10 protein-coding genes are annotated in these 14,143 nt (G+C 68.6%); 4 read left to right on the forward strand and 6 right to left on the reverse strand.

The window, feature by feature from the left end; translation table 11 throughout:
- Window positions 1–9: 9 nt before the first annotated feature.
- From ACGFJ2_RS48985 to ACGFJ2_RS48995, 3 genes are all read right to left on the reverse strand, one after another.
- The gene (locus tag ACGFJ2_RS48985) at window positions 10–1,179 is read right to left on the reverse strand and encodes a carbohydrate-binding protein (protein WP_393480354.1); all 1,170 of its coding nucleotides are present in this window, start codon (window positions 1,177–1,179) and stop codon (window positions 10–12) included.
- A gap of 6 nt (window positions 1,180–1,185) precedes the next feature.
- Window positions 1,186–4,272 carry a carbohydrate-binding protein gene (locus tag ACGFJ2_RS48990; protein WP_393480357.1) on the reverse strand — a complete coding sequence of 1,029 codons (3,087 nt, stop codon included), beginning with the start codon at window positions 4,270–4,272 and terminating at the stop codon, window positions 1,186–1,188.
- Window positions 4,273–4,361: 89 nt separating this feature from the next.
- Window positions 4,362–6,785: a PQQ-dependent sugar dehydrogenase gene (locus tag ACGFJ2_RS48995; protein WP_357953309.1), complete on the reverse strand. Its 2,424-nt coding sequence runs from the start codon at window positions 6,783–6,785 to the stop codon at window positions 4,362–4,364.
- A gap of 364 nt (window positions 6,786–7,149) precedes the next feature.
- On the opposite strand from ACGFJ2_RS48995, the gene ACGFJ2_RS49000 reads away from it, so the two are divergent.
- Together ACGFJ2_RS49000 and ACGFJ2_RS49005 are read left to right on the forward strand one after the other, a co-directional pair.
- Entirely contained in the window at window positions 7,150–8,730 is a 1,581-nt protein-coding gene (locus tag ACGFJ2_RS49000) for a glycoside hydrolase family 88 protein (protein WP_393480360.1), read from the forward strand.
- 146 nt (window positions 8,731–8,876) lie between these two features.
- Window positions 8,877–10,091, forward strand: coding sequence for a hypothetical protein (locus tag ACGFJ2_RS49005; RefSeq protein WP_358182447.1), 1,215 nt, complete (start codon window positions 8,877–8,879; stop codon window positions 10,089–10,091).
- A 137-nt stretch (window positions 10,092–10,228) separates the two neighbouring features.
- Here ACGFJ2_RS49005 and ACGFJ2_RS49010 read toward each other — a convergent pair whose 3' ends face one another.
- Both ACGFJ2_RS49010 and ACGFJ2_RS49015 read right to left on the reverse strand, forming a co-directional pair.
- Entirely contained in the window at window positions 10,229–10,930 is a 702-nt protein-coding gene (locus ACGFJ2_RS49010) for a hypothetical protein (protein ID WP_357953315.1), read from the reverse strand.
- A gap of 91 nt (window positions 10,931–11,021) precedes the next feature.
- Window positions 11,022–11,627 (reverse strand): hemerythrin domain-containing protein, encoded by a 606-nt coding sequence (locus ACGFJ2_RS49015; RefSeq protein WP_357953317.1) that lies wholly within the window; start codon window positions 11,625–11,627, stop codon window positions 11,022–11,024.
- Window positions 11,628–11,825: 198 nt separating this feature from the next.
- Between ACGFJ2_RS49015 and ACGFJ2_RS49020 the strand changes: the two genes are divergently transcribed.
- A complete protein-coding gene (locus tag ACGFJ2_RS49020; protein WP_357953319.1) occupies window positions 11,826–12,725 on the forward strand; it encodes a DNA-processing protein DprA in 900 nt (299 codons plus the stop codon).
- Window positions 12,722–13,537, forward strand: coding sequence for a hypothetical protein (locus ACGFJ2_RS49025; RefSeq protein WP_357953321.1), 816 nt, complete (start codon window positions 12,722–12,724; stop codon window positions 13,535–13,537). The genes ACGFJ2_RS49020 and ACGFJ2_RS49025 overlap by 4 nt, the downstream gene beginning before the upstream one ends.
- Before the next feature lie 34 nt (window positions 13,538–13,571).
- Here the strand turns inward: ACGFJ2_RS49025 and ACGFJ2_RS49030 are convergent, their stop codons facing one another.
- Window positions 13,572–14,060 carry a hypothetical protein gene (locus ACGFJ2_RS49030; RefSeq protein WP_357953322.1) on the reverse strand — a complete coding sequence of 163 codons (489 nt, stop codon included), beginning with the start codon at window positions 14,058–14,060 and terminating at the stop codon, window positions 13,572–13,574.
- Window positions 14,061–14,143: the final 83 nt, after the last annotated feature.

The raw sequence follows: 14,143 nt of genomic DNA on the forward strand, positions 1-14,143 counted from the left end.
TGCGTGCTCCTAGGGTCCGGTGATGTCGAGGTAGTCGAGGTTCGGGCAGCCGTTGGCGGTGGTGGCGGTGAGCCTGACCGTGTTCGCGCCGGCGACCAGGTTGGCGTTGACGGTCTTGCTCGCCCACGTGGTCCAGGCGCCGGTGCCCGCGAAGCTCAGGCCCGAGGCGACGACGGTGCCGTTGACCGTGACGTCCATGGGCCGGTTCGCGGAGGTGCCGTTGGCGTACCGGATGGTGAGGGTCGCGGGGCCCGCGGTGCCCTGCTGGAATCCCCACTCGGTGTACGCGCCCGCCACGTTGTCGGAGTTGACGAAGCCGGTGCCGGAGTAGCCGGCGTGGTTGGACTCGACCACGCCCTGCGAGATCGTCGCGTTCTCCGCCTCCAGGCGGGTCGCGGTGACCTGGACCTGCTTGTAGGCCCGCATGTTGGTGAGCAGCATGTAGCAGTTCTGCAGCGAGCCCGAGGTGTCGCCGAGCGAGCGGTAGATGCCCCACTTGGGGCGGACCCGGTCGCCCAGGAACGTGTCGCCGGTCTTGGTGGCGTCGACCAGCGTGGTGCTCCCGTCGCGCAGCACCCAGCGGACCGAGCCCGCGCTGCCGTCGCCGATCTTGATCTCGTACTCGGCGTCGATCCACTTGTCCTGCAGCGGCTCCAGGTTGGTCCGGCCGACCAGGATGCCCTGCTCGTAGATCGTGTGCTCGATGGTCTGCACGCCGTTCACCCGGCGCAGCGAGGTGGTCGTGATGGGCAGCGTTCCGGTGCCTGGCATCTTCGTCTGGCTGATGTGGGTGAAGGTCGTGGTCGCCTTCAGCGAGCTCGGGATGAACATCGAGTACGTGACCCGCCATGTCTCGCCCTTCAGCCACTGCAGGTAGCCGCTGGGGTTGCGGGTGCCGGTCACCTCCTGCCGCTGCCGGTCGGTCATCGTGTCGCGGTCGACCGTGTGCATGTTGAAGCGGAAGTTGTTGCCTTCGGCGAAGATGTGCGGCTGGCCGGCGGGGTGGGAGTCGGCGCGGTCGTCCTCGATCGTCTCGAACGCGCCGAGCCCGACCGACGACGCCTCCGGCGCCCACATGAGCTGCCAGGCGACCGCCGCCGCGGCCGGGCGGGCGGGCAGGTACGGGGTGAGGAGCGCGGCGCCTACGAGGGTCCCCAGCTGGCGTCGGGTGATGTCCATGGCTTCCTATCCGATTGTGATCTTGTCGAGGTTGGGGCCCCCGTTGGCCGTCGTGGCGGTCGTCCTGATCGTGTTGGCCCCCGCCGTGAGCTGGACGGTGAGCGTGGCGGTCTGCCAGGTGTCCCAGTTCCCGGTGCCGGCGAAGTCGCGGTTCACGGCTGTGCCGCCGTTGACCGCGATGGCCATCGGCCGGTTGACCGTGGTGCCGTTGGCGTAGCGGATCGTCAGCGTGGCGGGCCCCGCGGCCGCGGCGGTGACGGCGAACTCGACGTACGAACCGGTGACGTTGTCGAGGTTGACGAAGCCGGTGCCGGTGAAGCCGGTGTGGTTGGACTCCACGACGCCCTGGGAGATCGTGGCGTCCTCGGCCTGGTAGTCGGTGCCGCCGCCCCCGGAGGCGGTCGCCACGTCGATGTAGTCGATGTTCGGGTTGCCGTTGGCCGTGGTCGCGATGGCCCGCAGTGTGTTGGCCCCGGCGTTGACCGGCACGGTGAAGGTGTCGGTGGCCCAGGTGTCCCACGTACCGGTGCTCGCGTAGTCACGAGTGGCGAAAACCGTCGTGCCGTTGACGGCTATCGCCGACGGCCGGTTGGTGGTGGTGCCGTTGGCGTACCGGAACTTGATCGTCGCCGTGCCGGCCGCTGCCGCCTCGAAGGCCCACTCGATGAAGGCGCCCGCCGCGTTGTCGCCGTTGACGTAGCCCGTGCCGCTGTAACCGGTGTGGGAGTTCTCGAAGATGCCCTGCGAGATCGTCGCGTCCTCCGCCTCGTAGCGGCCCGGCGGCGGCGGGGTGCTCGCGCCCGGCAGGCCCCAGGCGGCGCCCGGCGTGGCGATCGGCACCGGCGCGATGACCAGGTCCGGGACCGCGCCCGCGTAGACGAGCACCTCACGGTTCTTGGGCAGGGTGATGCCCAGGACGCCGCCGCCCAGGTCCGAGACCGTGGCGGGAGTGCCGTCGTCGAGCACCGCGGTGACCGTGCCGGTCAGGCCGTGGTCGAGCTTGAGCGGCTCACCCGCCAGGCTCCTGACCCGGACGAAGCGGGTCGTACCTGCCTGCCGTACGGCGGAGACGAGGAAGGCGCCCTGCGTACGGAAGTCGTGCAGCGTGACGTCGGGCCACGAGCCCGGGATCGCGGGGAAGACGCGGACGACGCCGCCCCAGCTCTGGCAGAGCAGGTCGTGGATCGACTGCGAGGCCGACAGCGGCGTCTCGATGACCGGTCCGGCCTCGGTGTAGTGGGTGTTGGCCCGGCACGGGTAGGACGTCGAGGGGTCGAAGAACTTCAGCAGGTACGACAGCGCCGTGTCGCCCCGCCGCATCATGGCGTACATGGAGGCGGCGCCGGTGTAGCTGTAGCCCCGGTGCGCACCGGTCAGGGCGTGCCACCGGACGATCGACTTCTCGATCAGCGAGCGGTTGCCCGTCTGATCCCAGTTGACCAGGTAGAGGGGATAAATCATCAGAAGGTGGGAGTAGTGGCGGTGGGACTGCGCGTACGGCGTGCTACCGCCGATCATGTAGCCGTTCGTGTCCGTCGGGTACGACACGAGTGTGCTGAGCACCTGCTGCCACTTGGTCTTCAGCGGGTCGTCGACGCCCAGGCGGGCCGCCGAGTCGAGCAGCGTCTGACAGCCCCACCTGATGAGGGCCAGGTCGTAGTTGGTGTCCTGCGGCGGGACGGTCGGGTACTCGGGCGACAGCGTGCTCGGCAGGTGCAGCTTGCCGTCACTGCCGCTGGCCAGGAAGTGCAGGTAGTAGTTGATCGCCCGGCGCAGCAGCGGGAACAGCGTGTCCCTGAGCAGCCCGTCGTCCATCGTGTGCCGGTAGGACAGCCACACGTTGTGCAGCGCCCAGGTCAGGTCGCCGACCTCGGCGCCGCTGCCGGGCGTGCCGACGCTCCGGGTGGCGAACATGTCCGAGCTGCGGCCCACGCCCGAGGAGTCGCTGCGGTACGCGCTGCCCACGTTGGCGGTCAGCTGCGCCCGGTTCTGGTCGAGCGTGCTGGTGACCGAGTCGAGCTCCAGATGGTTGGAGCCGTGGATGAGCCAGTACTCCAGCTGCACGTTGAGGTTCCACCACACGCCGGGCCACGGGGTGGGCTCCAGCCACGGGCCGGTCGTCGCCATCACCGGCGCGCCGGCGCGGGTGGCGGAGGCCACCTTGTAGAGCTGGATCCAGTGGAAGCTCTGCAGCCGCTGGTCCGGGAAGGACACGAAGCTCTTGCGGTAGAAGGCGTGCCACCAGGTCCGGTGCGCCGCCCGCAGCGTGTCGTAGGTGCCCGCGTTCTGGATCCGGCCGAGCGAGGCCGTCTCGGCCGCGGTGTTGGACGGGAAGCTGTGGGCGACCGACAGCAGCAGGAGGTTGCCGCTCTGCCGGTAGGCGGTGGCGGTCTGCCCTCCCCCGGCCAGCCCCTGGAGCACCTGCTTGACGTCGCCGGTGGTCTTGGTCGTGTAGGCCGGGTTGTGCGTGTAGCCGGACGGCGGGTCCTCCGACGCCTGCCTGGGGCTGTCGGCCACCTCCGGGTGGAAGGTCCACCGGACCTGCTCACTACCCGTGACCGAGGCGCTGGCCACGAACGTCTCGTCATGGATGAACGCGGTGAACGTGATCTTCCCCGACGAGGTGGTGACGGTGCCGGTCAGCTCGGCGTCCCACAGGCTCAGCCGCCAGTCGACGGCGGTGATCGTGCCGACGGGGTCGAGCGTGAGATGGCCCACGGGCAGCCTGCAGGTGCCGAACCCGCTGCCGAACTCCGGCCGATGATCCTGGACCCGCCCGTGCTGGGTGGTGAAGCGGATCTTGTTGGCGTCCGGCTCCTTGTAGATCATGCTGCCGAGCAGACCGTCGCCCAGGAACGGGCCCTCGTGCCAGAGCGTGGGCAGCTTGGCCCACAGCAGGTCCTGCTCCCGCAGGAACGCGGCCCACTGGGCGTCCGAGGTCATCCGGACGTCGAGCGTCCAGGGCGCCGACCGCGCCTCGGCACGAGCGGGGATGGCGGTGGCGCCGCTCAGCGCCGCCGTGGCCAGAGTGCCGAAGGCGCCGCCCAGCACCACCCGGCGCGTCGGCTTACTCTCACTGTCGTCAGGTTCCATCACGCGAGGTTCTCCAGCTGCTGTGGGGGGTGTGCTCCGGGGGGCAGGCGGCCGCGCCGAAGCGCGGCCGCCTGGTGAGGGGGCGTACGTCACTGGATGTTGGAGCGCCTGATCACGTCGGCGTCACCATTGCCGTTGTTGTCGGAGTTGGTGGAGCCGAACCAGATGGCGCTGGCGTTCGGCACCTTCTCCACCGCGCGGAGCCGGCCGTACGTCCCGTTGAAGTAGGAGTTGACCGTCGAGACGTTCTCGCCGTTGAGCACGATCCGCCACAGCCGCTGGCCGCGCAGCGCCGCCATGAACACGGTGTTGTTGACGATGGCGATGCCGCTGGGCGAGGCCTCCGAGACACTCCACGTGTACTTGGGATTGGTCATGCCGGAGGTGCTGCAGGTGCCCTCACAGGTGGGCCAGCCGTAGTTCTTGCCCGGCTGGATCAGGTTGAGCTCGTCCCTGGAGGAGTTGCCCAGCTCCGACTCCCACAGCCGCCCGGCCGAGTCCCACGCCAGGCCCTGCGGGTTGCGGTGGCCGTAGCTGTAGACGCGGGTGTTGAACGGGTTGCCCGGAGCGGCCGCGCCCGTCTTGGTGATGCGCAGGATCTTGCCGTTGAGCGAGCTGAGGTTCTGCGCGTTGCTGCTCTGCTGGGCGTCGCCCGCGGTGACGTACAGGTAGCCGTCGGGGCCGAACCTGATGCGGCCGCCGTTGTGGTAGCGGTTCTTGTCGATGCCTTGCAGGATCGCGCTGTAGCCGCTGAGCGTGGTGCCGTTGAAGTTCATCTTCGCGACCCGGTTGCCCTCGGAGGCGGTGTGCATGAAGAACACCTCCTGGTCGGTCGTGCCGTTCCAGGTGGGCGAGAAGTCAAGGCCCAACAGGCCGCCCTCGCCGTCGGTGGTCACCACGTTGGGCACGGTGCCGACCTGCGTCTTGGTTCCCGACGGGGTGATCTTGAATACCTTGAACGAGTCCCGCTCGGTGACCAGCGCGTACGAGCCGTCGGGCGCCCAGGAGATGTCCCAGGGGATGTCCCAGCCGCCGGCGATCGTGGTCGGCGTCTGCGGCACGGTGCCGCAGCCGCCGGTCGTGAACGACGCGGACGCCGCGCTCGGCGTGGACAGCTGGTTGGCACTGTCACGAGCGACGACGTCGAGCGTGTAGGTGTGCGCGCACTCCAGCGGCACGCTGGCGCTGGTCGCGGGCGGCGTGCCGGTGACCGTCTGCAGCACGGTGCCGGTGGCGTGGTCCCGGATCAGGTAGGCGCGCACGCCGTTGTCATCGGTCGAGGCGGCCCAGGTCACGGTGGCCGAGGTGGGCTGCACGCCGGTCACGGTGGGCTGGCCGGGCTGCGACGGCGGGTTGTCCGCGGGCGCGGGCAGCGTGCGGCAGTTCGCCTCCGGGCTGCTCAGCGACACATTCCCGGACGCGTCGCGGGCGAACACCGAGATCTGGTACGCGAAGTCCGCGTTCAGCCCCGTCACCGTGTACGGCGGCGCGGGCGCGGTGGCGATCTGGGTGCCCTGGTGGAAGATGTCGTAGGCCACGACGCCGACGTTGTCGGTCGACGTCGGCCAGTCCAGCCGGATGCTGTTGGAGGTGATGTCGCTGCACACCGGCTGACCAGGGGCGGTCGGCTTCTCGGTGTCACCGGGGCCGCTGACGCGCAGCCGGTCGAGGTTCGGGCCGCCGTTGGCGGTGGTGCCGGTGGCTCTGATCGTGTTGCCGCCGGCGTTCAGCGTGGCGTTGAGGCTGATCTCCTGCCACGTGGTCCACGCGCCGGTGCCGGGGAAGGACTGGCTGGCCGCGATGGACGTACCGTTGACCGTGACGCTCATCGGCCGGTCCACGGTGGTGCCGTTGGCGAAGCGGAACGTCAGGGTCTGCGGCCCGGTGGTCGCGGCGCTCACCGCGAACTCGACGTAGGAGCCGGCCACGTTGTCGTAGTTCACGAAACCGGAGCCGGTGTAGCCCTCGTGGTTCGCCTCGACGACGCCCTGCGAGATCGTGCCGCTCTCGGCCTGGTAGTCGGTGAAGTTCGAGGACGAGGCGACCTCGGCCTCCAGGTAGTCCCAGTTCGGGTTGCCGCCCGCGCCGCTGGCGGTGGCCTTGATCGTGTTGGTGCCGGCGACGACCGGCGCGGTCAGCGTGACCGTCGCCCAGGTGTCCCAGTTGGCGGTGGCGTTGAACGCCCGCGCCGCGGCGACGACGGTGCCGTTGACCGCGATGTCGCTCGGCCGGTTGGCGCTGGTGCCGTTGGCATAGCGGAAGGCCAGCGTGGCGGTGCCCGCGCTGGGCGCGTTGATGGTCCATTCGACCGAGGATCCGGCGACGTTGTCACCGTTGACGAAGCCGGTGCCGGAGTACCCGGTGTGGTTCGACTCCACCACACCTTGCGAGATCGTGGCGCTCTCCGCCTCGTATCGGGTGGGCGCCGCGGCGGCCGGAGGGGCCACGACCGTCAGCGCCCCGGCGAAGAGCGCGAGGACACCGGCGAGAACGCGGTACCTGCGTAAGTTCATTCGATCACTCCTGCGGGGGGTGGTATCTCGGCGAGAGATTGGAGCTTTTCATCGTGTTCCCACAAATAGTCACAACCGTCAACAGATTCTAGATCTTGGAACGATCCAATCTTTAGGAAACTTTCCTAACTCCACTTATGAACATCCGGAGCAGAGATCGGATGTCCTGACGCCTGGACACAGAGAGAGCCGGGATGTTTGGCTATGCGCCAGGCGAAAGGTTGGATCTGTCTCTCGACGCACGCGAAGGCGCGCCAGGCATTTCACCGCACTCAGCGCAGCCGGGAGACATCACAGGTCAGAAGCTCACAGGTGAGACATAGGATGTCTTACCTGTGGCGCTCACCAGCGTGAGGAGAGTCCCTTGCCCCTCAGAATCCGACATCGAGTGGTGGCCGTGGTGGCCCTCGGTGCCCTGCTGATCCAGCCCGTGCCCGCGGCCGTCGCCGCGGCCACGCTCCACGAAGCCGAGAACGCCACCATCTCGCAAGGCGTCGTGGAATCCAACCATGCCGGGTTCACCGGCACCGGTTTCGTCAACTACGACAACGTGACCGGCTCGTCGGTCGAATGGGCGACCGACTCACCGCAGGCGCGCCAGGTGCGGCTGATCCTGCGGTACGCCAACGGCACCACGGTGGACCGGCCGATGAGCATCTCCCTCAACGGCACGACCATCGCGACCGGCCTGTCCTTCCCGGGCACCGGAGCGTGGACCACCTGGCGGACGGTGACCGTACAGGCCTCGTTGGTCGCCGGAACGAACACCGTACGGGCCACCGCGACCACCGCGAACGGCGGCCCGAACGTCGACTCGCTCACCGTCGACGACGGCACCACGGGCGGCGGGACGGACTGGTCCAAGGCCGTCATCGACTCCACGATGGCCCGCTTCACCCCCAGCTCGCTGGGCGGCTGGAGCTACCCGCAGGGCTTATACCTGTGGGGGCAGTATCTCGTCTGGCAGCGCACCGGCGACGCCCGCTACCTGCAGTACATCAAGGACTGGGCCGACCGCTTCGTCGACAGCTCGGGCAACATCTCCAACAGTTTCAGCAACCTGGACAGCATGCAGGCGGGCAACGTTCTGCTGGCCCTGTTCAAGGAGACGGGCCAGGCCCGCTACCGCACCGCCGCCACCAAGATCCGGACCCGGCTGAACACCTACCCGCGCACCTCCGACGGCGGCTGGTGGCACTCCACCTCCGACTCGCGGCAGGGCCAGCTCTGGGGCGACGGCGTCTACATGGCCGATCCGTTCCTGGCCCGCTACGGCGCCTGGGTCGCGGGCGACACCTTCACCAGCACCGAGCCGGCCAAGCAGATCGAGGTCTATCACAGCCATCTGCGACGCACCTCGGGCACGGCGGCCGGGCTGCTGTATCACGCCTATGACGAGCCCGGCGGCCTGACCGCCTCATGGGTGAAGCCGTCCCTGGGCAACACGAACGGGATCTCGTGGTGCCGGGCCATGGGCTGGTTCGGCATGGCCACGATCGACATCCTCGACCTCATCCCGGCCGACCACCCGCGCCGGACCGCGTTGATCAACATTATCCGCGACCTGGTGCCCGCCTACGCCCGCTGGCAGGACCCGGCGACCGGGCGGTGGTTCCAGGTGGTCACCGAGACGACGAACTCCGCCAACTGGACCGAGACGTCCTGCTCGGCGATGTACACGTACACGATCTCGAAGGCGGTCGAGCGCGGCTATGTGGACGCCTCCTACCGCGCCAACGCCGACCGGGGCTACCAGGGGGTGCTGAACAAGATCTCACTCGGCCAGGACGGGCGGACGAACCTCGTGGACGTCAGTGAGGGCACCAACGCCAGCGACTCGCTCAGCTACTACTTCAACCGGGGGCGGCCGGTGAACGACTTCCACGGCCTGGGCGCCTTCTTGATCATGAACGAGCAGATGATGCGCGTCGGCCCCGGCAGCTGACCCGCACGGCTCTCCTGGGACCGGCGCGCACGCGTCGGTCCCAGGAGCCGAGTCGTGATCAAAATGTTCCTGCTATCCGGGGATCATCCCCCATATCCGACTTACGCTACGACGGACGGCGCACGGGGATGGGGATGGGGGATCGCATGGCGACATTGATGACGCGGATGGCCGCTGCCTTGAAGGGAGAGGTCCGGGCCGACGAGCTCGAGGCGTACCGGCGGGCAGGCGGGATCGTGTACACCGAGCTGGAGCAGGCCGAAAGCCTCCGGGGCCGGTTGGCCCTGGAGGGGGTGAACCTGTGGCACGGCCCGCAGGGGGCCGCCGGGCAGTTGCTGTGCGTGTGGAACGCGTTCGTCCTCCAGGCCATCGGCGAGCATCTGCTGGACGCCGACTACGCCGCCGACCCCCGCACCTCCGGATTCGTGCCGCCGGTGACCGCCCAGCAGGTGGGCGCGTGCTTCGCGCAGGTCGAAGGGTGGGTATCGCGGGCGCGGCAGGCGGCGGGCAATCCCGGCTACCTGGTGGAGCAGGAATTACTCCTCCCGGCCGACCTGCCCGAGTGGGCCGAGGCCGACCCGTGTCCGCTGCCGCACCTGCACGGCATGCTGGCCGCCTCGCGCGCGATCCGCCAGCACGCCGAGGTCGCGCTCGGCGTCTTCGAGAAGACCGTCGCCGACGCCGACCGGCACATGGACGCCCTGCGGCGGCTCAGGCAGCTCGTCGCCGAGGCCGCGACCGCCGCCGACTACGCCGAAGGGCTGCTGGACACCGACCCGAACCCGCGGATGCACGAGGCGATCGAGCAGCGGCTGCAGCGGGCGCTGGAGATCTACTACCACCTCGGCCAGCTGACCGCGATGCCGCAGCTCATCGCCGGCTACAAAGGGGTGGACGCGAGACGGGCCGTGCCTCCCGTCGCGACGCCGCCGGTGAACCCCCGCAGTTTCGATCCCTGGTGCCTGACCGACCCGCAGAAGCGCGGCGTGTGGCAGGCGGATCCCCGCGCCCGGCAAGCGATCAAGGAGATGTGGGAGTACGACCCCGACGCGGCCCACACCCTGCGCATCCAGGCCGAGATCGACGCCGCCTTCGCCAGTGGGGCCATCACCTACGCCACCGACGCCGGGGGCAAGCCGTACGGCAGCTACTACTGCTGTCCGTGGGCCGCCATCTACCTGGTCCGGCGCCCGATCATCATCGGTGGTACCCGGCTTCGTACGATGCAGCAGTTCACGTACGAGGTGTCGGCCGAGGACGTACCAAAGGGCGGCCGGTTCAAACGCGAGATCATCGTGTCCAACTTCAGGCCCACGGACGAGGTCGACTACTGCGACCCCGACGGCCTGCACGGAGACTGAGCGGGCTCGCCCAAAGCCCCATCGCCGCTCGCCGGGCGCCGGGCGCCGAACATGCCGATGATCGGATCCAGCATGGTCAGGCACCCGGCGTGGTGGCTGGTGGCGGTGGCCAGTGGCGTGTGGCTAACGGCGTGTGGCTAGTGGCCCATCACCGGCCTTACCCCGGCGCTCGGGATCGGCAGATGCTCGCGGATGAGCAGCCAGCTCGCCGCCAGCACCCACAGCGCGGTGAGCACCCCGGGCACGAACGCCACCAACGCGCCGCCGGGCGCCAGCGGACCGCCGGTGATCGCGACCGTGAACGCGCCCAGGACGCTGACCACGGCGACGACGATGGCGCACCAGGCCATCCACTGCGGAAATACGTGCGTGCGCATGATGGCGGCGGCCGAGGCCGCGAACGGCACGGCCAGCGCGATTCCCATGATGGCGTCCATCACGGTCAGCGAGATATACGGCCCCGCGGCGATGGCCAGCAGCGGCCGATGCGTGGTGACCGCGTAGGTCATTCCGGCGAACACGGATATGCCGATGAATCCGGTGGCGGCGAGGACTATGTACCCCGCGAGCACCATCGCGGGCGCGTCACTGGTCTCGTCCGAACGGCGGAAGGCAGTGGCCAGCGCCACGCCGAACCACAGGAACAGCGCGGTCGCGATGGCGTACAGCAGTGCCGCCGCCAGAACCTGGGCCCGGCGCTCGACCAGATACCCCGAGATCGTCATCGCGGACTCCGTGATCTGCGGCGCGTTCCCCATCACCAGGCGCCCGATGATCGCGACCACTATGGCCACGACGCCTGCCACTCCACCCCAGCGGAGCTCATGACTTTCTTTCATGGAAGTCACCTCCCACCTGCCATTATTCGGCGCCCTCGCTGCGCCTGGCAGGGTCAAAGGTCCCAATATCGCGAGGCGGCCCACGCGCCGATCAGGCCTTGCCGCTCTTCTGCAGCGCCTGGGTGAGCTCTTCCTTGGTCATGGACGAGCGGCCGGGGACCTTGGCCTCCTGGGCTCGGTGGTACAGATCCTCCTTGCTCGGTTCCTTGGATCCTCGGCTCTGCTTCCTCGATTTGTTACCGCTCCCCACCGGAAGACCGTGCTGGATCTCCTGTGCCTTGCGTTCGCTGAAGGCTCGGCCGAGCTCCTCCAGGCGCTCGCGGGAAACCGCCTTCTTGAGCGCTGGGAGGATCTCGCTCTCCTCCTCCTGAACGTGGTGCGCGACTGCCAGAACGAGCTCGTTCAGCAGCGTGTCGAACTGCGCCGTGTCGGTGTCGACGTCCAGGAGGTTGAGCAGCATCCGCTCGGCCTGGTGGTGTTCCTCCGCTCCCTCTCGGACCTGGTCCTTCTCACTGGGTACGGTCTTGGCGATCTCCGGGTAGACCAGTTCCTCCTCTCCTCTGGAGTGGGCGACGAATTTGGCGGCCAGTTCGGCTAGCAGGGCCGGACGATCCTCGGTGTCCTTCTTGAGCCGGCCGAAAAGCCGCTCCACGTCGCGATGGTCTGACTTGATCATGCTGATGGCGTCCAATGTCATGGCTCCCCCTCTCTGGCGCCCCGGTACCCGGCAAGGACGGTCGTACGCGAAGTTGAAGGACAACGGAACAGTTGTTTGCGCTTCTTGGGCACTCCGAGCCCGGCACCATGGGCCACTGGAACCGCGCAGCCCGTTGCCGCGTTTGTCGGTGTCGGCGCGTACGTTCACCCCGAAACCACGTTCGAGATGGTGATGACCATGACCACGATCGACGAGCAGGCCGCCGTTCTCGCCCTCACCAAAGCCACCCATGACCGGCCCTGGTTCTTCACCGCCCGGGTCATCCTCGACACCGGTAGCGCCCTGGAGGTGCTCGACGGCGGCTGCGCGAGCCGGGACACAGACGACCGGGCGCACGCCGCCTCCGTCGCGGCACGGGTCCAGCCCGGCGACCTGACCTGGGCGCGCGACCTCGTCACGACCATGCGCGGTCACGGCGTCCGCCTCGTCACCGTGCTTGACGACGCCTACCCCGGCAATCTGATGTGGGCCTACGACCGGCAGCCGTTCCTGTGGATCCGCGGCGGCATCCTCCCCACCGATCACCGAGCCGTTGCCGTGGTCGGCGAGGTCGACACCATCCACGCGACGGCCGCGGCCCGCGCCCTGGCCCAGGCCGGCATCACCGTCGTCGCGCCCCTGCACTCAGCCCTGGACGCGGCCGTCCACCAGGCCGCACTCGACGCCGGCGGCCGCACCCTCGCCGTCCTGGCAGGCGGCATCACCGAGCCATCGACCGTAGGCGAGTACGCCAGTGTGGCCGAGAGGATAGCCGGCTGCGGCGCGCTCATCTCCGCGTTCTGGCCCGACGCCGCCCCAAGCGACCGGACCGCCGCGCTTTCACGTGTCGTGACCTGCGGATTGGCAGACAGCCTGTACGTCATTGACGGAGCCGACGGCGGAGCGTCCGCCGGGCACGTCGAGCAGGCGCTGCACACCGGCAAGTACGTCTTCCTGTCCCAGCGGCTTCACCAGGAACAACTGTGGGCCGCGCGGGCGGGCATCCGGGGAGGCATGACTGCCGTCCAGGACATTGACGAGCTGACCAAGCAGGCAGTCAATCTCGTAGATATGACCCCTCGAACGAACACCTGTTGATCATGGGTGACGCCGAGGCGTTCACCCGCGAATTCCTGCCGCTGTTTCGCCCCGTTCCACCGACGCGGCCAGGCGTGTGCCGGATCTGCCACTCCGGCCCGAACAACGCCGGCCACACCGGCGGACCCTGGGCCACCTGCGCGAGCTGCAAGCGCACCACGGAGAACCTGTACGGCCACACCCAGCACGTGGTGCCGATCTCGCTGACGACCAGGAACACGCAGCTGTATGACGTTCTTGTCCGGGAGAGAGACCTCAACGGTGCCGGCGGGCGGCGCAAGCGGGGCGACTTCCTGGCCGCGACAGTGGCCCACTTCTACCACCGGCATGTCCGATGCCTGGAAGGGCTGGCGGGCGGGCCGTTCACACTGGTGGCCACGATCCCGAGCAACAACCCCGAGTTACCTGCCCGGCCCCTCCACATCATGTGGGAGGTCGTGGAGAAGGTGGGCGCGCTGGCTCCCTTGTGGCGACCTCCACTCCTGCTGGAGGCCGACACCAGGTTCGCACCGGTGCTGGCCGACCGTCGCTCCCACCGGGACGCCTTCCGGATCCTCTGGCCGGACTGGGTGAGCGGGGCGCGCGTCTTGCTGGTGGACGACTTGTTCGTGTCTGGCGCGCATGTGCAGAGCGCGGCGTCCGCGCTGATCGAGTCCGGGGCGGCGGCGGTGGTGGCGCTCGTGATCGCACGGTTGATCAACCCGGCGTCGAGAAGTCCGCACAGCGCCGGCATCTGGCAGGAGGCGTGCGAACGGCCCTTCAGCTTCGCCCACTGCTGTGTCTGCGATCCAGCCCGCGGAGCCGGCGCTTGACCCAAGGCGCTGTCGGCCGCCGGCGAGCTGTTCGTCAGCTCCAGAACCCGCCGACCGGCGACAGACTGTACGTCACCACCACGACTTTGTTCCACGCGAAGGCGTATTTGTTGAAGGTGGCCTCGTCCGGGATCCAGCGGAACGCACCCGCCCAGGAGTCATAGATGTAGACGGCGTTCGTCCCGTCTTTCCTGACCAGGTAAGCGTTGCTCCACATGCGGGCTCCCCCGAAGCAACTCGACACAGTGTCGCGGGGCCACGAGCTGATGCCGTCCCAAGTGTTCCAGAGGTGGAAGTAGACGGTTTCGTCCGGCACGGCGTACGCGGCAGGGCCCGGGCCCACGACGTACACCCTCTTGGTCGTATCGCCGCTCAGCTGGAATCGCTGTCCCGACTGCGGGCAGGCGAATACCCCGGACTTCCCGGCCGACGCGGCGTTGGACACCCCGGCCGTCCCTAAGGACAGGAGCAGCGCCAGCGTGGAGACCAGGACGGTGCGGACTAACGTGCGGTTTTCGAGCATGGATCCTCCTTTTGAACGACTGCGATCCGATCGAGGGGCGGCGGCCGGGCTCCGTGCCAGTCTCAGCGCGAGATGACCGATAA

The sequence above is a fragment of the Nonomuraea sp. NPDC049028 genome (assembly GCF_043197735.1).
GTDB lineage: Bacteria > Actinomycetota > Actinomycetes > Streptosporangiales > Streptosporangiaceae > Nonomuraea.

Bases quoted from the DNA above. Each gene is read 5' to 3' on its own strand.
- ACGFJ2_RS49030 (WP_357953322.1), bottom strand. From the start codon at position 14,060: ATGCTCGAAAACCGCACGTTAGTCCGCACCGTCCTGGTCTCCACGCTG.
- ACGFJ2_RS49020 (WP_357953319.1), top strand. From the start codon at position 11,826: ATGACCACGATCGACGAGCAGGCCGCCGTTCTCGCCCTCACCAAAGCC.
- ACGFJ2_RS49005 (WP_358182447.1), top strand. From the start codon at position 8,877: ATGGCGACATTGATGACGCGGATGGCCGCTGCCTTGAAGGGAGAGGTC.
- ACGFJ2_RS49010 (WP_357953315.1), bottom strand. From the start codon at position 10,930: ATGAAAGAAAGTCATGAGCTCCGCTGGGGTGGAGTGGCAGGCGTCGTG.
- ACGFJ2_RS48990 (WP_393480357.1), bottom strand. From the start codon at position 4,272: ATGGAACCTGACGACAGTGAGAGTAAGCCGACGCGCCGGGTGGTGCTG.
- ACGFJ2_RS48985 (WP_393480354.1), bottom strand. From the start codon at position 1,179: ATGGACATCACCCGACGCCAGCTGGGGACCCTCGTAGGCGCCGCGCTC.
- ACGFJ2_RS49015 (WP_357953317.1), bottom strand. From the start codon at position 11,627: ATGACATTGGACGCCATCAGCATGATCAAGTCAGACCATCGCGACGTG.
- ACGFJ2_RS48995 (WP_357953309.1), bottom strand. From the start codon at position 6,785: ATGAACTTACGCAGGTACCGCGTTCTCGCCGGTGTCCTCGCGCTCTTC.